Origin of the sequence: Dermatophilus congolensis, from assembly GCF_900187045.1 — a bacterium.
GTDB classification, from domain to species: Bacteria; Actinomycetota; Actinomycetes; order Actinomycetales; family Dermatophilaceae; genus Dermatophilus; species Dermatophilus congolensis.
Genome location: NZ_LT906453.1, coordinates 2,439,401 through 2,465,166, shown reverse-complemented (window position 1 = coordinate 2,465,166; position 25,766 = coordinate 2,439,401). Strand labels below are relative to the sequence as shown.

The 25,766-nt window shown below is 58.0% G+C and carries 25 protein-coding genes and 2 tRNA genes; 24 read left to right on the top strand and 3 right to left on the bottom strand.

Annotated features, from left to right (window positions below; translation table 11 throughout):
* Positions 1–19: 19 nt before the first annotated feature.
* From CKV89_RS10730 to CKV89_RS11975, 3 genes are all read left to right on the top strand, one after another.
* Positions 20–676 (top strand): hypothetical protein, encoded by a 657-nt coding sequence (locus CKV89_RS10730; protein ID WP_154657579.1) that lies wholly within the window; start codon positions 20–22, stop codon positions 674–676.
* 54 nt (positions 677–730) lie between these two features.
* Positions 731–806, top strand: a tRNA-Ala gene (locus CKV89_RS10725).
* A 126-nt stretch (positions 807–932) separates the two neighbouring features.
* A complete protein-coding gene (locus CKV89_RS11975) occupies positions 933–1,412 on the top strand; it encodes a hypothetical protein (RefSeq protein ID WP_154657578.1) in 480 nt (159 codons plus the stop codon).
* Between the two features lie 5 nt (positions 1,413–1,417).
* Here the strand turns inward: CKV89_RS11975 and CKV89_RS10720 are convergent, their stop codons facing one another.
* Positions 1,418–3,010 (bottom strand): dolichyl-phosphate-mannose--protein mannosyltransferase, encoded by a 1,593-nt coding sequence (locus CKV89_RS10720; protein ID WP_028326663.1) that lies wholly within the window; start codon positions 3,008–3,010, stop codon positions 1,418–1,420.
* An 82-nt stretch (positions 3,011–3,092) separates the two neighbouring features.
* Here CKV89_RS10720 and rsmI point away from each other — a divergent pair, with 82 nt between their 5' ends.
* The 10 genes from rsmI (at position 3,093) to CKV89_RS10670 (ending at position 15,484) form a co-directional block, all read left to right on the top strand.
* Entirely contained in the window at positions 3,093–3,923 is an 831-nt protein-coding gene (gene rsmI, locus CKV89_RS10715; RefSeq protein ID WP_028326662.1) for a 16S rRNA (cytidine(1402)-2'-O)-methyltransferase, read from the top strand.
* 300 nt (positions 3,924–4,223) lie between these two features.
* Positions 4,224–4,922: a succinate dehydrogenase cytochrome b subunit gene (locus CKV89_RS10710; protein ID WP_028326661.1), complete on the top strand. Its 699-nt coding sequence runs from the start codon at positions 4,224–4,226 to the stop codon at positions 4,920–4,922.
* Positions 4,923–4,939: 17 nt separating this feature from the next.
* A complete protein-coding gene (locus CKV89_RS10705) occupies positions 4,940–6,955 on the top strand; it encodes a fumarate reductase/succinate dehydrogenase flavoprotein subunit (protein WP_028326660.1) in 2,016 nt (671 codons plus the stop codon).
* Positions 6,952–7,710 (top strand): succinate dehydrogenase/fumarate reductase iron-sulfur subunit, encoded by a 759-nt coding sequence (locus tag CKV89_RS10700; RefSeq protein WP_028326659.1) that lies wholly within the window; start codon positions 6,952–6,954, stop codon positions 7,708–7,710. Before CKV89_RS10705 ends, CKV89_RS10700 begins: the two co-directional genes overlap by 4 nt.
* A 290-nt stretch (positions 7,711–8,000) precedes the next feature.
* Positions 8,001–8,864 (top strand): hypothetical protein, encoded by an 864-nt coding sequence (locus tag CKV89_RS10695; RefSeq protein ID WP_154657577.1) that lies wholly within the window; start codon positions 8,001–8,003, stop codon positions 8,862–8,864.
* A gap of 154 nt (positions 8,865–9,018) precedes the next feature.
* Positions 9,019–10,878, top strand: coding sequence for a methionine--tRNA ligase (gene metG / locus CKV89_RS10690; RefSeq protein WP_028326657.1), 1,860 nt, complete (start codon positions 9,019–9,021; stop codon positions 10,876–10,878).
* Positions 10,879–10,916: 38 nt separating this feature from the next.
* Positions 10,917–11,741, top strand: a complete 825-nt coding sequence (locus CKV89_RS10685; RefSeq protein WP_051277385.1) for a TatD family hydrolase — start codon at positions 10,917–10,919, stop codon at positions 11,739–11,741.
* Positions 11,738–12,652 (top strand): 16S rRNA (adenine(1518)-N(6)/adenine(1519)-N(6))-dimethyltransferase RsmA, encoded by a 915-nt coding sequence (gene rsmA, locus CKV89_RS10680; protein ID WP_084440867.1) that lies wholly within the window; start codon positions 11,738–11,740, stop codon positions 12,650–12,652. The genes CKV89_RS10685 and rsmA overlap by 4 nt, the downstream gene beginning before the upstream one ends.
* 73 nt (positions 12,653–12,725) lie before the next feature.
* Entirely contained in the window at positions 12,726–13,649 is a 924-nt protein-coding gene (locus CKV89_RS10675) for a 4-(cytidine 5'-diphospho)-2-C-methyl-D-erythritol kinase (RefSeq protein WP_028326655.1), read from the top strand.
* Between the two features lie 11 nt (positions 13,650–13,660).
* Positions 13,661–15,484: an ABC-F family ATP-binding cassette domain-containing protein gene (locus tag CKV89_RS10670; protein WP_028326654.1), complete on the top strand. Its 1,824-nt coding sequence runs from the start codon at positions 13,661–13,663 to the stop codon at positions 15,482–15,484.
* A gap of 55 nt (positions 15,485–15,539) precedes the next feature.
* On the opposite strand, the gene CKV89_RS10665 is transcribed toward CKV89_RS10670, so the two are convergent.
* Entirely contained in the window at positions 15,540–16,052 is a 513-nt protein-coding gene (locus CKV89_RS10665; RefSeq protein ID WP_028326653.1) for a MarR family winged helix-turn-helix transcriptional regulator, read from the bottom strand.
* Complete coding sequence (locus CKV89_RS10660) at positions 16,049–16,693, bottom strand: TetR/AcrR family transcriptional regulator (RefSeq protein ID WP_034400701.1); 645 nt, start codon at positions 16,691–16,693, stop codon at positions 16,049–16,051. The genes CKV89_RS10665 and CKV89_RS10660 overlap by 4 nt, the downstream gene beginning before the upstream one ends.
* A 156-nt stretch (positions 16,694–16,849) precedes the next feature.
* On the opposite strand from CKV89_RS10660, the gene CKV89_RS10655 reads away from it, so the two are divergent.
* The 11 genes from CKV89_RS10655 to CKV89_RS10615 all read left to right on the top strand — a co-directional run bounded on the left by CKV89_RS10655 (position 16,850) and on the right by CKV89_RS10615 (position 25,761).
* Positions 16,850–16,931: transfer RNA gene (locus CKV89_RS10655), tRNA-Gln, on the top strand.
* A 182-nt stretch (positions 16,932–17,113) separates the two neighbouring features.
* Positions 17,114–17,932 (top strand): BCCT family transporter, encoded by an 819-nt coding sequence (locus CKV89_RS12570; RefSeq protein WP_269148689.1) that lies wholly within the window; start codon positions 17,114–17,116, stop codon positions 17,930–17,932.
* Complete coding sequence (locus CKV89_RS12090) at positions 17,874–18,917, top strand: BCCT family transporter (protein WP_407919576.1); 1,044 nt, start codon at positions 17,874–17,876, stop codon at positions 18,915–18,917. The genes CKV89_RS12570 and CKV89_RS12090 overlap by 59 nt, the downstream gene beginning before the upstream one ends.
* A 302-nt stretch (positions 18,918–19,219) precedes the next feature.
* Complete coding sequence (locus CKV89_RS10645) at positions 19,220–20,326, top strand: bifunctional UDP-N-acetylglucosamine diphosphorylase/glucosamine-1-phosphate N-acetyltransferase GlmU (RefSeq protein WP_084440866.1); 1,107 nt, start codon at positions 19,220–19,222, stop codon at positions 20,324–20,326.
* Positions 20,323–21,303, top strand: coding sequence for a ribose-phosphate diphosphokinase (locus CKV89_RS10640; RefSeq protein WP_028326651.1), 981 nt, complete (start codon positions 20,323–20,325; stop codon positions 21,301–21,303). Before CKV89_RS10645 ends, CKV89_RS10640 begins: the two co-directional genes overlap by 4 nt.
* Positions 21,304–21,518: 215 nt before the next feature.
* Positions 21,519–22,154, top strand: a complete 636-nt coding sequence (locus CKV89_RS10635) for a 50S ribosomal protein L25/general stress protein Ctc (protein WP_028326650.1) — start codon at positions 21,519–21,521, stop codon at positions 22,152–22,154.
* A gap of 118 nt (positions 22,155–22,272) precedes the next feature.
* Positions 22,273–22,866, top strand: coding sequence for an aminoacyl-tRNA hydrolase (pth, locus tag CKV89_RS10630; RefSeq protein ID WP_028326649.1), 594 nt, complete (start codon positions 22,273–22,275; stop codon positions 22,864–22,866).
* Positions 22,867–23,244: 378 nt separating this feature from the next.
* The gene (locus CKV89_RS12365) at positions 23,245–24,186 is read left to right on the top strand and encodes a nucleoside-diphosphate sugar epimerase/dehydratase (protein WP_231935388.1); all 942 of its coding nucleotides are present in this window, start codon (positions 23,245–23,247) and stop codon (positions 24,184–24,186) included.
* Complete coding sequence (locus CKV89_RS12360; RefSeq protein ID WP_231935387.1) at positions 24,125–24,805, top strand: sugar transferase; 681 nt, start codon at positions 24,125–24,127, stop codon at positions 24,803–24,805. Before CKV89_RS12365 ends, CKV89_RS12360 begins: the two co-directional genes overlap by 62 nt.
* 502 nt (positions 24,806–25,307) lie before the next feature.
* Positions 25,308–25,586: an ArsR/SmtB family transcription factor gene (locus tag CKV89_RS10620; RefSeq protein ID WP_034400434.1), complete on the top strand. Its 279-nt coding sequence runs from the start codon at positions 25,308–25,310 to the stop codon at positions 25,584–25,586.
* 22 nt (positions 25,587–25,608) lie between these two features.
* Positions 25,609–25,761 carry a hypothetical protein gene (locus tag CKV89_RS10615; protein ID WP_034400433.1) on the top strand — a complete coding sequence of 51 codons (153 nt, stop codon included), beginning with the start codon at positions 25,609–25,611 and terminating at the stop codon, positions 25,759–25,761.
* The last annotated feature ends 5 nt before the right edge of the window (positions 25,762–25,766 follow it).

Below are 25,766 nucleotides of genomic sequence, written 5' to 3'. Positions count from 1 at the left end.
ACTTGTCGCGGGTGCCTCTATGCGTACGGCTCCTGTAGGGGGCCGCACCGTGGTGGAGGCGATCCATGTCGACTCCGAGTCGGATCGTCAAAGTGCCGCCCATGTGCGTGCTCGTGAGATCCGTCGCAACCAGGTCCGTGCAGTGTTCCTCCTTGGGTCTTTGGTTGCCTTCCTCGTCACTGTGCCGATGGCCATACTTGGGATGGTTTCTGGTCTCATTCCGGTGAGTGCTTTCGGAGTAGCTGTATTGACGTTCGTGCGGATGCGTGCGGCCGTTCTGGCTCGCCACTCTGCGCGTACACGAGCAGCGGCTGCGCGTAGCCGCGAATACGAGCGAAATGTGCGTTACCGCGCTGAAGTTGCACATGAGGCACGGCCCGCTGCCCGGACCATGCCGGTGGCTCAAGAGTTCGTTGATGTTCGCGATCACCGAACCTGCGATGCTCCCGCGGTGCAGACAGGTACGTCTGTGCCGTCCCAGCTGGCAGTCGATCCGCTTTTCGCTGATGGTGGCTGGGAGCCCAAGCCGGTTCCACCTCCCACGTACACGATGAAAGCTAAGGCTCGTCGTCCGGCGGCGCCGAAGCCTGTCGCACCTCCAGCTCCCGTCGAATTTGATTACGGTGACGCGTATTACGACGACGGTGAGGGGCAGTCGAGGGTCTTGGGGGCCTGATCGATTCCGATTCGGTGTTGGCGATCAGGTGGTGCTATGGTCGGTTTCGCACCTGGGGCTGTGGCGCAGTTGGTAGCGCACCTCGTTCGCAACGAGGGGGTCAGGGGTTCGAATCCCCTCAGCTCCACCACATATGTAAAAGGGTCTTTGATCAGTTGATCAAAGACCCTTTTACATATGTCAGAACAATTCCTCGTGTGCGTCGATGTGTCTCAGAAGAAACAGAAACTGCGCCTGTGCATGTCACGCTGGCGAGATGGACGAGGACATCTTCGGGGCACCCATAGCCGTAGAGGACGAGTTACGTCCGCCAGAGTCGTGGCCAGGAGCTGCCGGGCAAAAATCGGTAGCCCCGGACGTACCAACGTGGCCCAGTGGCCCTATCCATCTCGCACCAGAAGGCAACAAAACTCGGCAGCGACGCCAAGCAAAGAAGGCACCCAACCCCACTCCTGGCGGGTCCTGGCCAGGGGCCGAACCTTCGACCGTGGACAAACCCTCCGCGGCTCAACCACAGCCTGAAACCCGGCGTTCCCGCAAGCAGGTAACCAAACGCTCTAATGATCTGCGCGGTCGTGCTGCGCTCTCCTGGGCCTTCCTGCTTCTTCTTGCGGGCGCGGCCTTAGTGGCGTGGGTTGTGCTAGATGATCGGGCACGCATCCTTCAATTGGTGGGTTCGCTGCTACTCCTTATTACTGCAGCGGTAGTAGGTCTCATCGCGCTGCGGCGCCGCTGATCTCCTTAAATCCAGGAGGGGAACCACATTCGGGCTCGCCAGCTCTCGTACGGAATGACTTCAGCAGCTAGTACCGGGTAGAAGAACACGAAAACGGCTGCAGCCAGAACCACGTACATGCTTACAGCGATCAGGCCGCTACGGCGACGTCCTGGTGATGCCGTTGCTGGGCCAATCGCCAATCCGAGGCAGTACACCACTCCCAACACCACGAACGGCAAAAAAGCCACCGAGTAAAAGGTGTAAATAGTGCGGTCCTGCAGAGTAAACCAAGGCAGGTAACCGCCGGCATAGCCGGCAAGAATCGCTCCCGCCCGCCAATCACGCCGCCACGCCCACATGATGAAAAGCACAGCAATAGACAACGCTCCAGCCCACCAGATCACGGGATTTCCGAGATTAGTGATCGCTGCGCTGCAATTATCCGTTGTGCAACCAGGTTGACCATTGTGGTAGCTCTGGTAATAGAAAGAGGTTGGGCGCCCCTGCACAATCCATGACCACGGATTGCTCATGTAATCGTGCTTGGTGTGCAATCCGCGATGAAATTCGTACATCTGCACGTGGTAGTGCCATAGAGAACGAAGAGCATCTGGTACAAAACTAAAAGTCTTTGCCACGGGGTTCTCATCAGCCCAATGCCGGTCAAACCCGCTGTCTGTGAGGAACCAGCCAGTCCACGTTGTGACATATGTAACGACCGTTGCGCCGACCATAGTGACTGCCGCCTGAGGTGCTTCGATAAGCATCGCTGCGAACCACCATCGACGAATCCCCGCAGAGCGACGGGCACCCATATCCCAAAAAACAGTCAACAGGCCGAACGCGACAAGAAAATACAGACCTGACCACTTCACTCCTGTGGCCAATCCCAAACTCACCCCAGCCACAAGACGCCACGGGCGCAGGCCAAGCCACGGGCCAAAACGCAACCGTGGGTCATCTGCCCGCATGCCTTCGGCTCGCCACGTCCCCACAATTTCGGCGAGGCGTTCACGCGAACGGTCACGATCAATAAGCAGCGCACCGAATGCCGCAAGGGCAAAAAACATGACGAATACGTCGAGTAGGCCAGTGCGGGAGTGCACAAAATGCTGACCGTCGAAAGCCATGAGTACACCAGCGATGAGCCCCAGGCTCGTTGAACCGAAAAGACGGCGCCCGATTCGTATGATCATCAGAATCGACAACGTGCCAAAAACTGCAGAGGCGATACGCCAGCTGAATGGGTTTTCAACACCAAACGCCCACTGGCCAAAACCAATAAGCCACTTCCCGACCGGCGGGTGGACTACAAAATCTGCCACCGGGCCAAACACATCCGGAGTCCCGGCAGCGAAAACCTCGTCGACCTTTGGAGAGGCATTGGCAGAAGCGAGAGAGTTCTCGACACGACGTTCGTGCCCATAGAGGATCATCGACCAGCCCTGCTTGACGTAGTACGTCTCGTCAAAGACAAGGGTGTTGGGGTGTGCGAGCCCGACGACGCGGATGATTCCGGCCCACAGAGTGATCGCGATGGCTGCTATCCAGTCACGAAGAAGGTTCGGGGGTCGATGACCGAGTAGTCGTTGGCGCAGCATAGTGATCTCGGCCATGTGTACATGGTAGGGGGACGTAGCTGAAGCAGCTCTGCACAAGGCTGCTTCAGGTGCTGTGAGCGCCTGGCAGGATCAGAGTATGAGTGGAACTTTGTTTCTAGCGGCAACCCCTATCGGTAACGACGGTGATGCGTCATTAAGGCTGCGCGAACTGCTGCAGTCAGCTCCCGTTATCGCCGCAGAAGACACCCGCCGCTTGACGCGTTTGTGTGAACGTTTAGGTATCCGATACGCCGGCGAAGCGGTCAGCTTCCACGAACACAACGAGGCGTCAAAGGCCCCGGAATTAGTAGAACGCCTGAAAGCCGGAGTGGATGTCTTGTTGGTGACAGACGCTGGCATGCCTTCGGTGAGTGACCCCGGATACCGGCTCGTAGTAGAGGCAGTGCAAGCGCAGGTGACAGTGACATGCCTGCCCGGGCCGAGCGCTGCGTTAACTGCTCTTGCAGTTTCAGGACTTCCAGTGGACAGGTTCTGCTTTGAAGGTTTCTTGCCTCGCAAAGCAGGCCCTCGAGCCGCCGCGCTCGAACAGGTCACGCAGGAACGTCGCACGTTGATCTATTTCGAAGCGCCTCACCGTACAGCGGCGACTTTGGCGGCGATGCTGCAGGCCTTTGGCGCCGATCGTTCAGCGGCAGTGTGTCGTGAGCTAACGAAAACGTACGAAGAAGTGGTGCGTGGCACGTTGGCTGAGCTAGTTGAGTGGGCCAAAGGTGAAATCCGGGGCGAGATTGTCATCGTGGTTGCTGGGGCTTGCGAAGTGGAGCAGGCAGTGGACTTCGAGAGCGCGGTGGAAGAAGTTGCTGCGCGAGTGGCAGCCGGTGAGAAATTGACCACTGTGACGGCAACTGTGGCGAAAGCCACGGGACACTCTCGTAAAGAGTTGTACAACGCATTTGTGGCGAAGTAACGGCGCATTTTACGTACGGCTTGGCTTTTTGGAGGCCGAAATGGTGAGGATTGTCACCGCACTGCAGTGCTGTCTACCCATTTTTCACGGAGAAGTTTTTTTATTTTCGTGACCTGTGTTCATGGATCAGGCTGTCCTGACCTTTCAAGGTCCTTCAGGGGTCTAGCATCAATCGTGATGGCGTCCACGCATCGCACATTCTGTCCCTGCTGGGGCAGCGGCCCAAGCGCACCCGTGTGATTCGTGAGCGCAGTATCGAAAACCCGACATAGCTTCCGCGTGACAAGGCAGGATCTTTCCGTGGCTACTAATACCCTCACAAAACCGACGTCCCCCGGTCGGTCGACCATCGGGCTCAAGCTCATGATGGCCGTCTCGGGTCTTTTCTTTGTTTTCTTTGTGCTGATGCACATGTACGGAAACTTGAAGATTCTCGCCGGACATGAGCTTTTCAATGAATATGCGCACCACCTGCGCACCATGTTCATGCCCATCCTCCCTTATTCAGGGTTCTTGTGGCTCTTCCGCATTGTTCTTCTTGTTGCTGTAATTGCGCACATTTACTCAGCTGTCACGTTGTGGAAGCGAGCTAAAGCTGCGCGCGGAACCCGGTACGCGGTGAACAAGTCCGCTGCTGCGAGTGCCTCTTCGAAGGCGATGCGTTGGGGTGGTATTGCGCTGCTGCTGTTCTTGATCTGGCACTTGCTGCAATTCACGATCGTGCAGTTCAACGTTGGTCCGTTGCCAGCTGCTGACCCAGCGTCGTTGGTGGTCTCGAGCTTCCAGGTGTGGTGGGTGACGCTTATTTACATCGGGGCGATGGTGGCGCTGGGGCTGCATCTGCATCACGGCACCTGGTCGGCCTGTCAGACGCTCGGTTTCACGAACACCGCCAAGGCGCGTGCTTGGGCTAAGGGCATTGGTTTGTTCGTTGCGGTGGTTGTGGTGGTTGGGTTCCTCATCCCACCGCTGGCCATCCAGTTCGGTCTGATCCACTGAGGGGACTGCTAGACATCATGACTACGACTTCCACACATGGAGAGCTCGTCGACGGCCTGTACTACGTCGGTGAGCCAGTCAAGGACACGAAGGCTCCGAGCGGTCCGATTCAGGGGCGTTGGGCGCAGCGTAAATTCGACGCGAAGCTGGTGAACCCGTCCAACCGGCGAAAGATGAGCGTCATCGTTGTTGGTACAGGGCTGGCTGGAGCTGCTGCTGCTGCCACGCTCGGTGAAGCTGGCTACGTCGTTAAGGCTTTCTGCTATCAGGACTCCCCGCGGCGAGCGCACTCGATTGCTGCTCAAGGTGGTATGAACGCGGCGAAGAACTATAAAGAGGATGGCGACTCGATCTATCGCCTCTTCTACGACACGGTTAAAGGTGGTGACTATCGCGCCCGTGAGTCGAACGTGTACCGCCTGGCTGAGGTGAGCGCGAACATCATTGACCAGTGTGTTGCGCAGGGTGTCCCGTTCGCTCGCGAATATGGCGGTTTGCTCGATAACCGTTCGTTCGGTGGTGTGCAGGTTTCGCGCACGTTCTACGCCCGCGGTCAGACAGGGCAACAGCTGCTCATCGGTGCCTATCAGGCGCTGGAGCGTCAGGTCGGTGCGGGAACTGTGACGATGTACTCTCGCCACGAAATGGTTGAGCTCGTGGTCGCCGACGGGCGGGCGCGCGGAATCATCGTGCGTGACATGGTCACTGGTGAAATTGAGACCCACGTAGCGGACGCTGTCGTTTTGGCTTCAGGTGGCTACGGCAACGTGTTCTTCCTGTCCACGAACGCGATGGGTTGCAATGTCACGGCTACGTGGCGTGCACACCGTAAGGGTGGCTACTTCGCGAACCCGTGCTACACGCAGATCCACCCGACCTGTATTCCGCAGCACGGTGACAAACAGTCCAAGCTCACGTTGATGAGTGAGTCCTTGCGTAATGACGGCCGTATCTGGGTGCCTAAACGTAAAGAGGACTGCGATAAAGACCCTCGGCAGATTCCTGAGCAGGACCGGGACTACTACCTGGAGCGTATCTACCCTGCGTTCGGAAACCTTGTGCCGCGTGACATCGCTTCGCGTCAGGCCAAGTACATGTGTGACGAAGGCCGCGGTGTTGGCCCAGCTATCGCTGAAATTGACCCCAGCACCGGCACTGAGACCATGGTTCGCCGTGGGGTGTACCTCGACTTCTCCGAGGCTATCGGTCGGATGGGGCGCGCTGCCGTAGAGGCTAAGTACGGCAACCTTTTCGACATGTACGAGCGGATCACGGGCGATAACCCGTATGAAGTTCCGATGCGTATCTACCCAGCTGTCCACTACACCATGGGTGGCATGTGGGTGGACTACGACCTGGAGTCCTCCATCCCGGGATTGTTTGTTACTGGGGAGGCGAACTTCTCTGATCACGGCGCTAACCGGCTTGGTGCTTCAGCGTTGATGCAGGGCTTGTCTGATGGGTACTTCGTCTTGCCCAACACAATCCGCGACTACCTTGCGGCCGCGCCGTTTGAGCCGCTGGGTGAAGATCACCCGGCAGTTACTGAGGCCCGTAAGTCGGTACAGGATCGAATCAATTACTTCCTCAACTCCAATGGCACTCGTTCAGTGGACAGCTACCACAAAGAACTCGGCCAGATCATGTGGGAGTACTGCGGAATGTCTCGCAGTGAAGAGGGCCTGCGTAAGGCGATTGATTTGATTCGCCAGCTGCGCAAGGAGTTCTGGAGCAATCTACGTGTGCTTGGCAAGGCCGATGAGCTGAACCAGTCTTTGGAGAAGGCAGGCCGTGTGGCTGACTTCCTCGAGCTGGGGGAGCTTATGTGTATCGATGCTCTGCATCGTCGTGAGTCTTGTGGTGGTCACTTCCGTGAGGAATCGCAGACCGAAGACGGTGAGGCGTTGCGTCACGATGACGAGTTCGCATATGTCGCGGCGTGGGAATGGAATGGCGAGGGCAACCCACCGATCCTGCATAAGGAAGACCTCGTGTACGAGTTCATCGAGATGAAGCAGCGGAGCTACAAGTGAGAATCAACCTGAAGATCTGGCGTCAGGCCGGCCCCACCGCTCAGGGGGCGCTGCATGACTATGTTGTTGATGACATCAGCGAGGACATGTCGTTCCTGGAAATGCTCGATGTGCTCAATGAAGAGTTGAATGATCGTGGTGAAGAACCGATCGCGTTCGACTCTGACTGCCGTGAAGGTATTTGCGGCATGTGTGGTTTGGTCATTAACGGCCGCCCTCACGGTAATGATGGTGGTGCTACCCGCACCAACACGACAACGTGCCAGCTACATATGCGTAGCTTCCGCGACGGCGAGACGATCACGATTGAGCCGTGGCGAGCCAATGCGTTCCCGGTGATTAAAGACTTGATCGTGGACCGCACGGCTTTCGACCGCATTATTGCCTCGGGCGGCTTCATTTCGGTTAACACCGGTGCTGCTCCAGAGGCGCACTCGGTGCCTGTGCCGAAGAAAGATGCTGATCGATCCTTCGAATCGGCTGCGTGCATTGGCTGTGCTGCGTGTGTGGCTGCATGTCCGAACGCGGCAGGCATGCTCTTCCTTGGCGCGAAGGTGACGCACTTGGGATTGCTTCCACAGGGGCAGCCAGAGCGTTGGGATCGGGTGCAGGCCATGGTTGCCACGCATGACAGCGAAGGGTTTGGGGGGTGCACCAACATCGGTGAGTGTTCGGCTGCATGCCCGAAGGACATCCCGATGGATGTTATCTCGCGACTCAATACAGATCTGCGGAAATCTTTCTTGCATATCTGATCACGGTTATCCGTTGTTTACAGCAACGAGATAAGCGAATTGGTTAGGGGCGTCCCGGTTTTCCGGGGCGCTCTTTCCTTTTAGGTGGGGAGCGTCTGTGTATTGGAATGTACTCGTGCCCAAAACGTCACCGATTTACCTATCTGAGCGATGGGGTACCTAGACACAATGGGTATATACGGCGGTGAGAGAGCGTCGTGGTTATTGGGCGCCAGGCCCCAAAACGTCGATCGTGTTTAGAGGAGGTTGAAATGTTCGGTAAGGACAGGTCGCGACAGGTTGGTATAGCTATGTCGGTCATGGTGGCAGCATGCATGGGTGCAGGTTTGCCTGCCCCGGCATCAGCGGCCGGACCCGCAGCCCCAACGCTGGCAGACTGCGGTGGACAAGCCGTATTTGTGGATTCCTCCGGGCGGGTCAACACCTACGACGTGGCGGGAGAAGATGCGGGGGCAAAAGTTACCTTGCGCGGAAGTGACGGCAAGCTCAGTCACCGTCCTGCGGCATTCACGTTCGCTGCTGAAGCTGGCGATATTGCGGCCGGAGTACGGGTTCACTTTGCAGTGACTCCTAGTGGCCGTATGCAGCGCATATTGGTCACGACTGCCAGTGAGCATGGTTATCGAGCAAAAATGCAGGTGAAAACCATCGGCCGTGGATTCGCGCCGACCGCTCTGGCGGCACAGGTAGATCCGCTAGAAGACAATGCAGGTTTTGTTTACACCGCAGATAAGAATGGCGTCATTCGTCGATACAGCTACTCCGATGTCAAAGGGCTAGGCGGCGAAGAAGTGGTAGCAAACAAAGCAGGTGCGATCACTGATTTGTCTTTTGGTCGCTACGTAGAGCAGCCCGGTAAAGACGGGACCACGACAACAGTCGCTGACGTCCTTACTGCCATGAACTCTGCTACAGGGGATCTGAGCGAAATCACGGTTCCCTACGCGTCAGGTAAAGCCACCACGAACGTGCTGAAAACTGGATTTGCCGGATACCAGTCGGTGCGTCGGCTGCAGTGCCCAGAAGACAAGGGCGGGTTCATCGCCTTTGACCGTAGCGGCAGCGCGACAGTTTTCGCCGACGAAAATATCCACGATGGCTTGGGCACAGATATCCGCCGGGTCGGCCAAGCCAGCGGCCGCATAAAGGCCTAACAGCGGCAACGAGTAGATCTGCCTGCCACAACGGGCAGATCTACTCGTCCCAGCACACTAGAGCGGTTGAAGGACACACCCAGAACGGCGTTTATGGCATGCACTGGCGTGAACTCGGTGAAGAGGACACCTCATACCGCTCTAGACTCGTGACATGACCAAGGTGCTTTCCGCTGTCGCATGGCCGTACGCCAACGGCCCCCGCCATATCGGGCACGTCGCCGGTTTCGGTGTGCCTTCCGACGTTTTCAGTCGGTACATGCGCATGGCTGGGCATGACGTCCTCATGGTCAGCGGTACGGACGAACACGGCACCCCGATTCTCGTCGGCGCAGATGCCGCGGGAGTCTCAGCCCGCGAATTGGCAGACACAAATAACCGAGTAATCGTCGAAGACTTGACGAAACTTGGTTTGTCTTACGACCTGTTCACCCGCACCACCACCCGTAACCACTACGCCGTTGTTCAGGAAATGTTCCGCGTAGTGCACGCCAACGGGTACATGGTCGAAAAAACCACGAAAGGGGCAATCAGCCCCAGCACAGGCCGCACCCTGCCCGACCGGTACATCGAAGGCACCTGCCCTATCTGTGGCGCCACCGACGCCCGCGGTGACCAGTGCGACAACTGCGGTAACCAGCTCGACCCGACGGACCTGATCAACCCCCGCAGCAAAATCAACGGCGAAACACCAGAATTCGTCGAATCTCAACATTTCTTCCTTGACCTGCCTGCTCTGGCCACAGCCCTGGGGGCATGGCTAGACGAACGTGAAGCTTCCGGCACCTGGCGAACCAACGTGATTCGTTTCTCTCAAGGGCTACTCAAAGACATGAAGCCCCGAGCAATGAGCCGCGACATCGACTGGGGTATCCCGATTCCGCTAGAAGACTGGCGTGAACAGAACACCAAACGTCTCTACGTCTGGTTTGACGCGGTCATCGGATACCTATCGGCCTCTATCGAATGGGCACGGCGTATCGGCGACCCCGAGCGGTGGCGCGAATGGTGGAACGACCCACAGACTTTGTCCTACTACTTCCAAGGCAAAGACAACATCACGTTCCACTCCCAGATCTGGCCTGCTGAACTTCTCGGCTACAACGGTGCCGGGGACAACGGTGGTGAACCAGGCACTTTCGGGAAATTGAACCTGCCCACCGAGGTTGTAGCCAGCGAGTTCATGACCATGGAGGGCAAGCGTTTCTCCTCCAGCCGTGGCGTGGTCATCTATGTGCGCGACCTGCTTTCTCGCTACCAGCCTGACGCACTGCGCTACTTCATCTCTGCAGCTGGCCCGGAGACCAGCGACTCGGACTTCACCTGGTCAGAATTCGTCCAACGCACCAACTCCGAATTGGTGGCTGGATGGGGAAACCTGGTTAACCGGACCGCCAGCATGATTGCTAAAAACTTCGGCGAGATTCCCCCGCTAGGTGAGCTGGAGCCTGTGGATGAGGTAATCCTTTCCCAGGTTCGGGAGGCCTTCGACACCGTCGGTGATCTCATCGCCCGCCATAAGCAACGCGCTGCTATCGGTGAGGCAATGCATGTGGTCGGTGAAGTGAACGCCTACGTCTCGGCAACTGAGCCGTTCAAACTCAAGAGCGAAGAGCAACGTCCTCGCTTGGAGACGGTGCTGCACGTTCTCGCCCAGTGCGTCAGTGACCTCAACCTCATCCTTTCTCCGTTCTTGCCGCACAGCTCCAATGCAGTGCATGCAGTGCTCGGCGGTGATGGCACTTTGACTCCCATGCCACGCATGGAGGAAGTAAGCGACCTGGATGCGCCGCTGGAGGGCCTGCTCACCGATGTTGAAGGAGCATCTGCTGAACTGACAACGTTCCCGATCATCACCGGTGACTACTCAAACTTCCCGAAGTGGGAATCCACCCCGGTTGTGGCGGGTACACCTGTGGCTAAACCAAAGCCCGTGTTCGTCAAGCTGGACACCGCAGTGGTAGACGAGGAACTAGCTCGTCTCAACGGTGACCCCAAGGACGAGTCCGAGTGACTAACTCAACGTCAGGTCGGGCATCTCGCCCAGTGAAGATGCCCGACCCCTTGCCAATACCTGTGGTGGACAACCACTGCCATCTCGACATGGCGCGTGAGGGCCAGAGCCCTCGCGCGGTGGAGGAAATCCTCGCCGAAGCTGCCCGCTTCGGCGTGGATAGAGTTGTCCACGTCGGCTGCTCGCTAGCTGATTCGCAAGTTGCAGTGCAGCTGGCGCAGGAGCACCCTGCGCTGGTTGCAGCAGTTGCTCTGCACCCGAATAAGGCACCCATTTTGGCTCAAGCGGGCACGCTCGAGACCTCGCTAGAACAGATTGAGCAACTAGCTCGCCACCAGCGTGTTCGTGCAGTCGGAGAGACCGGTCTGGACTACTTCCGCACTGGACCTGAAGGCATTCAGGCACAGCACCGTTCTTTCCGTGAGCACATCGCTATCGCTAAACGCGTGGGCAAGCCGATGCAGATCCATGACCGGGACGCGCATGAAGACGTGCTGCGTGTTCTCGCCCAGGAAGGCGCCCCAGATGTGACGGTGTTCCACTGTTTTTCTGGTGACGTACAGATGGCCCGGGAATGCGTAGCGCGAGGGTATTACCTGTCATTTGCCGGAACAATCACATTTAAAAATGCCCATGAACTGCGGCAAGCTCTAGCGGTCGTGCCGTTAGAACAGATTCTTGTCGAGACTGACGCCCCGTATTTGACCCCAACACCAAACCGTGGCGCCACCAACGCGCCCTCGCTCATGCCTTTCACGGTGCGCACTATTGCCGAGGTGTTGAGAGTCAGCACGGCTGAGGTGTGTGAGGTCACAGCAGCGAACGCAGAACGGCTGTACGGTCCGTGGGAGGAGGTCGCATGAGCGGCGGGCATCCGGGAGCAGATGGCACCGCTGGAGCGGGATACACTCCCACCCATGAGGGGGTACAGCTACTTGGTGCTGGCGCTATTCGTGAACTTGCCTCGGCGGTGGGAGTTAACCCCACCAAACAGCTGGGACAGAATTTCGTCATTGACGGGAACACTGTTCGCCGGATCGTGGCGACTGCAGGAGTGGGCGCCGATGATGTGGTGGTTGAGGTGGGGCCAGGTCTTGGGTCGTTGACTCTAGCGCTGCTGGAGCACGTGGATTCGGTGACGGCGGTAGAGATCGACCCCGTCCTTGCTGAAGCTCTTCCTGGGACGGTGGAACGCTTCGCGCCTTCACGAGCGCATGCTTTGCGGCTGGTGCAAGCCGATGCGATGCGTGTCACTGAATTACCGCAGCCGCAACCGACAGCTCTGGTTGCGAACTTGCCCTACAACGTTTCGGTGCCAGTGCTGCTCAATTTTTTCGAGCGGTTCCCCACTCTCAAGCGTGTGCTGGTGATGGTGCAGTTGGAGGTCGCTGAGCGTCTTTCAGCTGCACCAGGTTCCAAGGTGTACGGGGTGCCCAGTGTGAAAACAGCCTGGTATGGCACGGCCCGGCTTGCTGGCACTGTGGGAAAGAACGTGTTTTGGCCCGCTCCGCGCGTGGAGTCCGGGTTGGTTGAGGTGGTGCGCCATAAGCCTGCAAGCACAGACGTGCCACGTTCAGAGGTGTTCGCCTGTATCGATGCTGCTTTCGCGCAGCGCCGTAAGGCCTTGCGGGGTGCGTTGGCGACGTGGGCGGGTGGAACGGCCTCTTCGGAGGCGTTTTTGCGTGCGGCCGGGATTGACCCCACCACGCGTGGTGAACGCCTCACGATCGAAGACTTCACGCGGATCGCTCAAACGAAGATAGCCGCACAGTGATGCTCTTCGCCTCAGCGTTGTGGCGTTGATGTGCCGGGCAGGGAAGGTAGCGGTGAACACGTAGGGTTGGTGTATGCAGCCGAACCCCACTCCCACGAGTGTGACAGTGCGGGTCCCAGCCAAGATCAATCTGGAGTTGATTGTGGGGCCGCGCCGCGATGACGGGTACCACGATCTATCGACTACGTTTCATGCCGTTGGGGTGTTTGACGAGGTCACACTGATCGATGCCGATGAATGGTCAGTGGAGGTAAGAGGACCGTATGCGCAGCTGTTAGGTGATCCCGCGGACAATCTTGCGCTGCGGGCTGCGCAGCGGGTCGCTGAGTATGCCGAGGTGGAAGCAGCCTGCCGCATGGTTATTGACAAGCGCATCCCCGTGGCTGCGGGGATGGCTGGCGGGTCCGCGGATGCGGCCGCTGCCCTCATCGGTGCGAATGCGCTGTGGTGCTGCGGCCTTGAAGATGAGGCTCTGCACATCCTCGCGGCGGAGTTAGGCAGTGACGTTAACTTCGCACTTGTTGGCGGGACAGCGATTGGGTCTGGGCGGGGCGAGAACGTTGTCCCGGTGCTCAGCGAGGGCAGCTACGAGTGGGTTTTCGTGGTCAGCCAGGAGGGGCTTTCGACACCGTCGGTGTTCGGCGAGCTTGACCGTATCCGCGCTGACCGGCAGATTCCTACACCGGTGCCTTCAGAGGCGCTCGCTGCTGCGTTGCGCGCGGGGGATGTGGATGCTTTGGCGGCTGCGGTGCATAACGATATGGAAGAAGCTGCGCTTTCTTTACGGCCTGATTTGGCTGGTGTTATTGATGCGGGGCGTCAGGCTGGCGCGCTCGTTGGTTTTGTTTCCGGGTCTGGTCCCACGGTTGTGTTCCTTGCCCGTGATCTTGGGCATGCGCGTGAGCTTACCCATGCCCTTACTTCCGCTGGTGTTGGGGATCAGGTGCTGCGCGCATCTGGCTCGGTTCACGGCGCCCATCTCATTGCAGGAGAGTGAAACTCGCACACATGAATCAGCCTTCGAATCTAGTTTCGGTGGAGAAAGCTTCTGTCACCCTTGGTCTTCAGGTGCTTCTCGATGATGTTTCTCTGGGCATTCTTGATGGGGATCGCATCGGGGTGGTGGGGCGCAACGGTGGCGGCAAATCGACGTTGATGCGGGTCATCGCCGGCAAGCTTGCTGTTGACTCTGGCCGTATTACGCGCAACAACGATCTGACTGTTGGGATGCTTGATCAGGCTGATGTTCTGGACCCTCAGGCTACGGTTCGTGATGTTGTTCTTGGTGATTTGCCTGAGCATGAGTGGGCCGGCAGCGGGCGTATCCGGGATGTGCTTGTAGGGCTGTTGGGTGGTTTGGATGCGGCAGCCATGGGTGGGTGGGATGCCGTGGTGGGGCCGATGTCAGGTGGTGAGCGGCGTAGGTTGGCGCTTGCGCGTCTTCTTGTCGCGGATCCGGATTTGTTGCTGTTGGATGAGCCGACTAACCACCTTGATGTGGAGGGTGTGGCGTGGTTGGCCAATCATCTTGCGGTGCATCGTCCGCGTTCGGGGTCGGCGCTGGTGGTGGTGACACACGATCGCTGGTTCCTTGATGCGGTGAGCACGATGACGTGGGAGGTGGTGGGTGGTCATGTCGATATTTATGAGGGTGGTTATGCGGCTTTTGTGTTGAGTAAGGCTGAGCGGGAGCGGGCAGCTGCGGTGGCTGCCCAGAAACGTGACAACCTGCTGCGTAAGGAACTTGCTTGGTTGAGGCGTGGGGCGCCTGCGCGTACGAGTAAGCCGAAGTTCCGGCTTGATGCTGCTTCGGAGTTGATTGCTGATGAGCCGCCGCCTCGTGATGAGGTGAAGTTGACGCGTTTTGCTGCTACGCGTCTGGGTAAAGACGTGGTTGATCTGGAGAACGCCTCGTTGGGGTTTGGTGATCGCCCGATTTTGGATAACGTCACGTGGCGGTTAGCGCCGGGGGCGCGTATCGGCATTGTTGGGGTCAATGGTGCGGGTAAGTCCACGTTGATGCGTGTGGTCAGTGGGGATGTACCGCTCGATGGTGGTAAGCGTAAGCAGGGTAAGACGGTGGTGTTCGGGTATCTCAGTCAGGAGGTACGTGAGCTGGATCGGTTAGCTGATGCGCGTGTGGTTGAGGCTGTTGCTGAGGTGCGGCAGTACATCCAGTTGGGTGATAAGGAGATCAGCGCTAGTCAGCTTGCGCAGCGGCTTGGTTTTAGTCCTACGCGGCAGCGTGATCGGGTGGGGGAGTTGTCTGGTGGTGAGCGGCGGCGGTTGCAGTTGACGCGCTTGTTGATGACGGAGCCGAATGTTCTGATTCTTGATGAGCCGACGAATGATCTGGATATCGAGACGCTGACCAGTTTGGAAGATCTTCTTGATGGGTGGGTCGGGACGCTTCTTGTGGTGAGCCACGACCGGTATTTGTTGGAGCGGGTTACTGACAGCCAGGTGGCGTTGTATGGCGATGGGAAGATCAGGGATTTGCCTGGTGGGGTGGAGGAGTATTTGCGTCGCCGGGAGGAGATGGAGCGTTCTGAGGCTGCGCGTGCGCAGCGCGGGGCTGCTCCGGTTGAGGTGACGGAGGATGTTCCTGCTGTTTCGGGTGCGCAGGCGCGGGAGATCCGTAAGGAGATGAGCAAGATCGAGCGCCGTCTGGGGCGTATTGCGCAGGAGAAAGAAAAGATTCACGACCAGATGGCGGTGAAGGCTACGGATGTGGGGGCGTTGGCTGAGCTCGCGTCGGCGTTGCGTGCCTTGGAGGATGAGGAGTTGAGTTTGGAGGAGCGGTGGTTGGAGGTTTCTGAGTTGGTGCAGTGAGGGGTGTTGTGTGGCGGATGTCTGGGTGGGGGATGGCCGCCACACATGGGGTGGGTTAGTCGAAGCTGAGCAGCATGTGGCGTAGGTGGTTGATGAGTTCGTTGCGTTCGGTGTTGCCTAGTGCGGCTAGGAGGTCGTTTTCGCGGTCGATGAGGGCTGTGAGGGTGTTTTCGGCTGCGTCTTTGCCTGCGGTGGTCAGGCGGATGCGCATGCTTCGGCCGTCGTGAGGGTCGCGGTGGCGGGTGACGAGTCCGCGTTTTTCTAGTCGGGCGATGCGGTTTGTCATGGTGCCGCTGGTGGAGAGGGTGTCGTGGACGAGTTCTCCTGGGGACATTTCGAAGGGGGCTCCTGCGCGGCGTAGTGCGGAGAGGACGTCGAATTCCCAGGGTTCGAGGTTGTTGGCTTCGAATGCGCTGCGGCGCGCGAATTCTAGGTGTCGGCTTAGGCGTGAGATTCGTGAGAGTACGTGCAAAGGGGTGGCGTCGAGGTTAGGTAGTTCTCGTTCCCAGGCTGCGACGATGCGGTCGACTTCGTCGTGGTGGGCAGATGGGGGGTCCTGGGGGGTCACGATTGGTGGTCCGTGGTGTCGGGGGTGTGGCGGTGTTCTCGGACGTGGACGGTCAAGGTGGGGTCGGGTTCGAGTCCGGTCATGCCGTTCCAGGCGAGGTTGATGATGTGGGTGGCGACGTCTTCTTTTTTGAATTTTCCGTTGTCGAGCCACCATTGGCCGGTGAGGGCGACCATGCCGACGAGCATTTGTGCGTACATGGGGGCCATGCGGGGCTCTAGGCCTGCGGAGCGGAATTTTGCTGCGAGGAGATGTTCGACTTGGCTGGCGACGTCGGAGATGAGTGAGGCGAAGGATCCGGTGGATTGTCCGGTGGGGGAGTCTCGGACGAGGATGCGGAATCCGTCGGTTGAGGTATCGATGTAGTCGAGCAGGGCTAGGGCGGCGAGTTCGATGAGGGCGCGGGAGCCCATGTCGGGGGTGGTGAGGGCGGTGGTGATGGTGTCGAGGAGGGCACGGATTTCTCGGTCGACGACGACGGCGTAGAGGCCTTCTTTTCCGCCGAAGTGTTCGTAGACGACGGGTTTGCTGACGTTTGCGCGAGAAGCAATTTCTTCGACTGTGGTGCCTTCGAACCCGTGGTCGGCGAAGAGGGCACGGCCGATGCCGATGAGCTGTTCACGGCGTTCTTTGCCGGTCATGCGGTTGCGGGAGGGGCGTGTGGGGCGTTCGGGAGGCACGGATCCTATTGTGCCAATTTGCTGGTGATGCGTGGTCCTCGACGAGCCGTGGTGCCCATGTTGGTTCGAGCATGCCCTGATGTGGCGTAGGCTAGGGGCGGTTTCACACGAGACCGCTCCCCGGTTGGTCTGCTGGTAGGGCCCGCCTGACTTTGAATCAGGACAAGCGACGTAGGTTCGATTCCTACCCGGGGAACCATTTATTGCGCATTAACTGCTGTCCTTCTGGGGCGGTTGTGTTTCCGCCGGTGACGCGTATGTGCGTCAGTGATATTCGTCTCTGCGAAGTTATTTATTTTCACTGAATCAGGCGACGCGAAATGTGTGTTATCCATGCTCGCTTGTTGGGTGTGGTGCGTTTTCCTCGGTAGTTTCACTTGTATGACCGATAAAGAAAATCCGCCATCAGCTGATGCCCCGGATCCCGTCGGCGAAGATAAAGGCCAGTTCGTGGGGCCGACGACGAGTGCTATGCAGGAACTCGCCACAATCCTCTCGAGCGACCGTGAATTAACACCAGAAGACCTGCGTGAAAAGCCGGTCGAGCTTGAGTCTGAGCGTGCTGATGCACCAATTGACTACAGCGTGATCATCCCTGCCTCGGTGCTTATTGCGATCGTGGTTGCGTGGGGTTTGTTGTCAGGTGAGACGTTCTCGGCTGCTGCGAAGGTTGCTTTTTCTTGGGTTCTAGACAACCTGGGATGGGCCTTCGTGTTCTTCGGCACGGTGTTCGTGGCTTTCGTGCTCACCATCGCCTTTGGGCGTTTCGGCAACATTCGTCTCGGTTCGATGGATGAGCAGCCGGAATTCCGCACGAGTTCATGGATCGCGATGATGTTCGCGGCGGGTATGGGTATCGGTCTGATGTTCTACGGAGCTTCTGAGCCGTTGTCTTTCTATCGCGATGGCGTTCCAGGGCATGCCAAGCAAGAGGTCGGGACCGCTATGGCTACGGCGATGTTCCACTGGACGTTGCATCCGTGGGCGGTCTACGCGATTGTCGGTCTGGCCATCGCTTACTCCACGTACCGTGTGGGGCGTAAGCAGCTCATCTCGGCAGCTTTTACTCCGTTTAGTGGGGGAGAAGCATGCGAACGGGTTGTTTGGTCGCTGCATCGACATTCTGTCGATCTTTGCGACGGTGTTCGGTACTGCTTGCTCGCTTGGGTTAGGAGCATTGCAGATCCGTGCCGGTCTTGAGGCCTCAGGGTTGGTTCACAACCCGGGGAATGGCCTCATCGTCACGATCGTGGCGATTCTCACTTTGGCGTTCATGATGTCTGCGTTTTCCGGCGTGGGTCGGGGGATTCAAATCCTCTCGAACATCAACATGATTCTTGCTGCTGTGCTCGCCCTTTTTGTTTTCGCTTTTGGGCCGACAGTGACGCAACTCAACTTGCTGCCAGGGTCGATTGGTTCGTATTTGAGCCAATTTTTCGAGATGGCAAGTCGAACAGCGGCTTCTGCAAATGGCACCGCCGGTAAATGGCTATCCTCGTGGTCAATCTTCTACTGGGCGTGGTGGATTAGCTGGTCACCTTTCGTTGGTATGTTCCTTGCGCGTATTTCGCGTGGTCGAACCATTAAAGAGTTCTGCTTGGGTGTGATGCTTGTTCCTGCGGGGCTTTCAACAGTCTGGTTCGCGATTTTTGGTGGCACGGCCATCGTCATGGAGCAGACCGGAAAGTCGATCTACGGCGACGGGAATGCTGAGCAGCAGTTGTTCAACCTTCTGCACCAGTTCCCCGGGGGCACTGCAGCTGGGTTTGTTGCGATTTTGCTGCTTGCCACGTTCTTCATCACCTCGGCTGATTCTGCGTCCACAGTGATGGGGTCGATGTCCCAGAACGGTCGTGGCGACGCAGCACCGTGGCTTTCTGCACTGTGGGGTCTGCTCACGGCCTTGGTTGGCATCACCCTGCTTCTTGCTGGTGGTGATGATGCGCTTAACAGCGTGCAGAGCGTCACGATCGTGGCATCGACCCCCTTCCTATTTGTGATCGTGGGGTTGATGTTCGCGATTGTTAAGGGGCTTCAGCGCGATGTGATTTATCTGGATCTGCGTGAGCGTGAGCGGTTTGGACGTCAGCTTGCTCTGGAGCGGCGTCTACACCGTGAAGCGGACGAGCGTGAGGAACGCCGTCGCCGCGCTAAGCAAAAACAGCAGCAGCGCCGTAGCCGCTGATGTGACTAGCGTTTGGGTGGGGCCTTGCATGGTGTGCGCAGGGCCCCATCGGCGTATAGAGGTGCCCACGCACCTGTGAACGAATTTCTTAGTGTTCGCTCGCGATACTTCGTTGTCGGAAGTCGTGTGGAGGTTCTCAGGACACCGCAGACACGTACGGACGAGTATTGTTGCGATCGGATCACGGCCGCAGATCGCTCGATGCGTGCACGGTCGTGGACGCTATATGCGTGCAGCGTTGATCTTTTGCTCGCTATGGCACTGCCCACAAGCCGCTTCAGCCTCCCGGAGACGAACTGATCGTGACCATCCACAGGCCCGCCGCTGTTGTTGTCCTCGCTGCGGGCGAGGGCACTCGTATGAAGTCCGCAGTCCCCAAGGTCTTGCATGCCATCGGTGGGCGTACGCTCCTCGGTCACGCGATCAAGGCAGCTGAGGGGCTTGAACCTGAGCATCTTGCTGTAGTTGTTCGACACAAGCGTGAACTTGTGGCTGCGCACGTATCGCAGGTTGCTCCGCAGGCCGTTGTTGCTGATCAGGATGAGGTCAAAGGCACTGGTCGGGCCGCTGAGTGCGGTCTGGAAAAACTTCCAGCTGATCTATCAGGCACAGTTGTTGTCACCTACGGGGATGTGCCGATGCTGGCCAGCGAAACCCTCGCTGCTCTCGTTGCTGAGCATGAGACGAACGGTAACGGCGTCACGGTGATGACAGCTCATGTCCCTGACCCGCACGGTTATGGACGGATTCTGCGTGATGAGACCGGGGCTGTCACCGGAATCGTCGAGCAAAAAGATGCCACCGCTGAGCAAGCACTCATCACGGAAATCAACTCCGGCATTTATGCCTTTGACGGTGAGCTGTTGCGCTCTGCTCTGAGCCAGGTAGGTACGGATAACGCGCAAGGCGAGAAATACCTCACCGACGTACTCGCCATCGCCAGGGACCGTGGCCGTCGCGTCGCAGCTCATGTCATTGATGATTTGTGGCAGACCGAAGGGGTCAACGACCGGGTGCAGCTCGCACGCATGGGCGCAGAGCTCAACCGACGTGTCTGTGAAAAGTGGATGCGTCAGGGCGTGACCATCATTGACCCCGCCAGCACATGGATCGATGTTGATGTCTTTATCGGCGTGGACACGATCATTCGCCCGAATGTGCAGCTGCTAGGGGAAACAACCATCGGGGCAGATGCAACCGTTGGTCCAGAAGCAACCATCAGTGACTCGGCAGTCGGCGACGGTACCCACGTGCGCCGTTGCGAGATCGACGCTGCCACCATTGGTTCTGCCGTGACAGTTGGGCCTTATGTCCAGATTCGTGCAGGCAGTGACATCCCAGACGGCACAGCCATCACTTCTTTCACCACCCACCCACACATCACAGATCAGCAGGAGAATTGTCGATGAACGCGATGACGCGTCCCAACCAGAAAAACCTGTTGGTGATGTCGGGGCGATCGCACCCCGAGCTCGCTGAAGAGATTGCTGACTGCCTGGACATCGATCTCGTGCCAACTACCGCGTACGAGTTCGCTAACTCGGAAATCTACGTCCGGTTTGATGAGTCAGTCCGTGGCTCGGATGCCTTTGTTGTGCAGAGCCACACTGCTCCTATCAACAAATGGATCATGGAACACCTCATCATGATCGATGCGTTGAAGCGTGCTTCGGCTAAACGCATCACTGCGGTGGTGCCGTTCTATGGGTACGCCCGTCAAGACAAGAAGCACCGTGGCCGTGAACCTATTTCGGCTCGTCTGATGGCTGACCTGTTTAAAGCTGCGGGTGCTGACCGCCTTATTTGTGTTGATTTGCACACCGCGCAGACGCAGGGTTTCTTCAACGGCCCGGTCGACCACCTACAGGCCATGCCGATGCTCTCTGACTACGTTTTTGAGCGTTACGGGCACGAGAACCTTGCGATTGTTAGCCCCGATGCTGGGCGTATCAAGGTTGCTGAGCAGTGGAGCAAGAAGCTCGGTGGCGCACCGTTGGCGTTCATTCACAAAACACGCGACATCACGCGCCCGAACCAGTCACATGCCAACCGCGTTGTTGGTGAGGTTGAGGGGCGCCTGTGCATTCTTGTCGATGACATGATCGACTCCGGTGGCACGATCTGTCAGGCCGCTGCGGCGCTGATGGAGCACGGTGCTGCGGGTGTGGTTATTGCTGCTACACACGGTATTTTCTCGGACCCGGCCATTGAACGTCTCAAGGCGAGCGTGGCACGCGAGGTGATTGTGACCAACACCTTGCCTATTCCTGCAGAGCGTCGTTTCGACAAGCTCACAGTGTTGTCCATTGCGCCGCTGGTCAGCCAAGCTATCCGTGAAGTTTTTGAGGATGGGTCAGTTACCAGCCTGTTTGAGGTAGAGGGCTGAGAACCCCTAAACTCGTGTAGTTACCTCGGCGAGGGCCGCTGGTGACGTGCAGCTCCGATCTCCCACCGTCCACCCAACACATTGGGTAGGACGGCGCGGGATCGGAGAGGTGCGTCCCGGCTGGCCGTTATCGACGCGGTGTCCCTGCTGTATGTGTGGACTTTCCCGTGTCTTGTCGAGAACTGTCCATCATTGACCCGCAGTCAGGAGACACCATGTCCGACAGCATTCGTATTGAGGCTGAAGCTCGCAGCCAGTTCGGTAAAGGCGCTGCCCGTTCCATCCGTCGCGCTAGCAAAATCCCCGCCGTGATCTACGGCGGCGGCGAAGCCCCGGTGCACGTTGTCCTTCCCGGGCACGACACCATGATGGCCACCAAGACCGCTAACGCTTTGTTGACCGTTGTGCTTGATGGTCAGGAGCACCTCTGCCTGGTCAAGGACATTCAGCGTTTCCCGATCCGTCCCGAGATCGTTCACGTTGACCTCGTTCGCGTAAAGAAGGGCGAGAAGGTTTCCGTTGACGTGTCCATCACTGTCACCGGTGAAGCTGCACCAGAGACCTACGTTGACCTTGACGCCAACACCCTCACCGTTCTCGCTCCGGCCACGGATATCCCCGAAAACGTGGAGATCGACGTGACTGACGCTGCCGTTGGCACCCAGATCTTCGCTAAGGACATCAAGCTGCCCGCAGGCGTTGAGCTTGAGACCGACGCTGAGACCCTCGTTGTCAACGTCACCGCTGCCACCACCGCTGAGCAGCTCGAGGCCGAGCTCGAAGAGGCTGAAGCCGAAGCTGGTATCGAGAAAGACGAGCCCGAAGCCGCTGAGGACGACAAGCAGGAGTGACCCTGTTGTCAGCGTTCTAGCGTGCATGCGCTTCATGCTGAGCGCGGGGGTGAAAGCATCATGGTGCTTTCACCCCCGCGCTTTCTTTCTCCCAGGGGTGGGCCCGTAGCCTGTGGGAATGGACGCTTTTCTTGTGGTGGGACTCGGTAATCCGGGTACGCAATATGCCGGCAATCGGCACAACGCCGGTGCAATGGTGATCACAGAGTTAGCTGCGCGTTCGCATGCGAACCTCAAGCGGCACAAAGCTCGTGCGCATGTGGCAGATGTGCGTTTAGGGGTGGCGGCAGGTGGGGAACCTGGGCCTAAGGCTGTTTTGGCTCAACCAATGTCATTTATGAACCTCTCGGGTGGGCCAGTCAGTGCCTTGCTGCAGTACTACTCGATCCCGCTTGAGCACTTGATCGTCGTGCATGACGAACTGGACATTCCTTTCGGTGATGTGCGCATCAAAAAGGGTGGGGGAGAGGGGGGCCACAATGGCTTGCGATCTATCAGCGCTGCGGTAGGTAGTAAGGATTACGTGCGTGTGCGAGTAGGTGTGGGGCGCCCGCCGGGCAGGCAGGATCCGGCTGACTATGTTCTGAAGAACTTCAGCTCTTCAGAAAAAGTTGAGGCAGAAGTCATGGTTGCGCGTGCTGCAGATGCTGTGGAAATGCTCGCTGAACGCGGAGTTGTAGCAACTCAGCAGGTTTTTCACGCCGCTTCGTAATGCAGGTCCTCGGCATCTAAACAAGGTGTCGAGGATCAGTAATTTGTATGGATGCTTTACCTGCCCGCGGAGAGTCTGCTGCGCGAAACTCAAGAATTCTGCAAAGGTGGCACAAGAGTAGGCAATTGAGTTGCCGAGGAGATTACCGTGGAAGTGGTAGCCGAATCTTTTCAACAGGGACACGGCACCACACCGCATGAGAAAATTGGCGTTACAAAGCTCTGGGGGAGCAATGGTCGATGATGCGATATCGCGATATCGGCCTGCGGGGCTGTCAGGGGAGACGCACATGACGTCGGGGGCAGTGTCGGATCGTGTGCGCACAGCTGTGTGCCTATTTTTCGAACCCAGTTCCTCAACATGTGGAGAGAACGAAAAGTGACTGTCGAGAACCGATCAACCAGGGGGTGGCATCGGTCCGGTCGCCGGACTTCGGCGAAGACCGAGAGTGAGACCGCTCGCCTCGTACTGCGCGACGAATCCGACATCCCGTTTGCGCCGTCTTTAGGCCCGGTCAATGCCCCCGCACATGCTCCCGGTGGGGAGTGGGCTCGTGCGTATTTATTGCGCTTGGTTGCAGGTGATTTTGTGATTGGTGCTGCTGGCGCAGTGGCAGCATCGGTTACGCGGTTTGGTTCGGAAGTTACAGCTGGCTACTGGATGGCAACTGTTGCGATTCCGTTCGTATGGGTACTCGCATTGGTGATGGCAAACGCATACGAGCGGCGGTTCCTCGGCGTGAGCACCGAAGAGTATCGGTCGGTGGGGCGAGCCACGGTCGGTTTGCTGTCAGTGCTGGCAATCGGCGCCTTCGCGAGCAACTATCCATTGGCACGCATGTGGGTGTTCCTTATGCTGCCGCTGTTGTTTGCTGGTGGATTAGCTGCTCGTTGGGTGATGCGTCGTTGGCTTGTGCGTCATCGACGTGTTGGTGAACTGATGCAGCGCACGATTGTTGTGGGGCGCGCTGATGCTGCGGCTAATCTCATTCGCTCTATTAAATCTGAGCCTGGGCAAGGACTGCGGCCGGTTGCAGTATGTGCTACCGGATTCGACGCTGAGTGGGACACGACAACTTCACTGGAGGGCGTGCCGGTGATGGGGCGTCCACGTGATGCACTTGCTGCTGCTGATTTGTATGACGCTGAGGTGGTGGTAGTGGCAAGCCACCCAGATCTGGCTGGAAAGTCCTTGCGGCGGTTGGCGTGGGCACTGGAAGAACGTGGCATTGAGCTGATTGTCTCGCCTGGATTGCTGGATGTTGCTGGTCCGCGTTTGTCTATACCGTCCCTCGACAAACCTTTCCCTGCTTCACATTGAACGTCCGGCGGCTGCGCGACGCTCAGCGATTCTTAAAGGGTTTATGGACTGTAGTTTGGCGGCTCTTTTGCTTTTCCTGCTGTCTCCACTGATGGTTGTGATTGCGGTTGCGATCAAGATCAGTGACCCTGGGCCGGTGTTTTTCCGGCAGCAGCGGGTGGGGGTGCGCGGCAAGTTCTTTTGGATTTTCAAATTCCGCACGATGGTTGTCGATGCTGAGAAGCGGCTCGAAGCCCTGGAAGCGCGTAGTGACGGCAATGGTGTGCTGTTCAAGATGAAGGATGACCCCCGTATCACGAAGATTGGTCATTTCCTTCGCCGATACTCCCTTGATGAGTTGCCGCAGCTCATTAACGTTCTTATTGGCGATATGTCGCTGGTGGGGCCGCGGCCGCCATTGGCTCGCGAGGTGGAGCAGTATGAGCCAGATGCGTTGCGACGACTGCATGTCAAGCCTGGAATGACGGGGCTGTGGCAGGTGAGCGGCCGTTCTGATTTGTCATGGGAAGAGTCATTGCGGCTTGATCTTCGGTACGTCGATAACTGGTCACCGATGGGTGATTTGCATATTTTGTTCCGCACCTTCTCGGCGGTGTTTACCAGTAGCGGCGCTTACTAGCCGGGTGGCAGGAGCTTCTGTGCGCATGTAGCTGCGTTGAGCGGTGTGGTTCAGGTGGCAGGAGGCATCCTGTATGTCGTCGGTTGTGGTCACGGTGCGGTGATCGGTATTCGGCGATCTATTCCGGTTGCTCAGTGGTATTTGGGCAGCTGGCTATTGTGCTCCTGTTTCGTGAGGCGTGCATGTTCTGATGAGGGCATGGCTCTGCTGCGTGGGACTGGATTGGTGTGGACGCATGGCATGTATTTCAGGTGTCACAGTGATTCGGTGCTTGTGAGACGCAGTTCACAATTTTGACGGGTCGGCTTGTGGGCGGATACGAAACCCTGAATGCCTCTGCTGGGTAAGAAGTTTCCTTTACGTGGACGCTTTGGTGAGTCTATGCAGGCTTTGTGTTCGTGCATCGATGACGGACTAGGTCGCGTCAGGACGGAAGCGATAGCAACGGATAGATGCATTGCAATATTTAAATATGTGTGTCAGGCTGGAAAGGCAACACGGAATGAAGCACATCGATCGTGCCGCGGACTTGTTCAAAGCACTCGGTCACCAGGCAAGACTCCACATCATGGTCGTTCTCCTGGAAAAACCCCGCTCCGTTGGGGAAATCACCGAGGCAGTAGACCTGTCCCAGCCGATGGCCTCACAGCACCTGCGCACTCTACGAGAAGCCGGTCTCGTCACAGCCGCGCGAGAAGGGCGCGAGGTGATCTATTCCGTGAGTGATGAACATATCGGGCATGTCCTCGCCGACGCGCTCGAGCACGTCCAAGAAGAGTGATCACCCCCACCAGGAGACAGCCATGACCGACGAGCACAAGATCCACCACACCATCGCCGAGCACAAGCACGGTGAAGACTGCGGCCACGAAGCCGTCAAGCACGAGGACCACGTGGACTACCTTCACGACGGTCACAAGCACGCCGAGCACGGCGACCACTACGACGAGCACTGAGCACA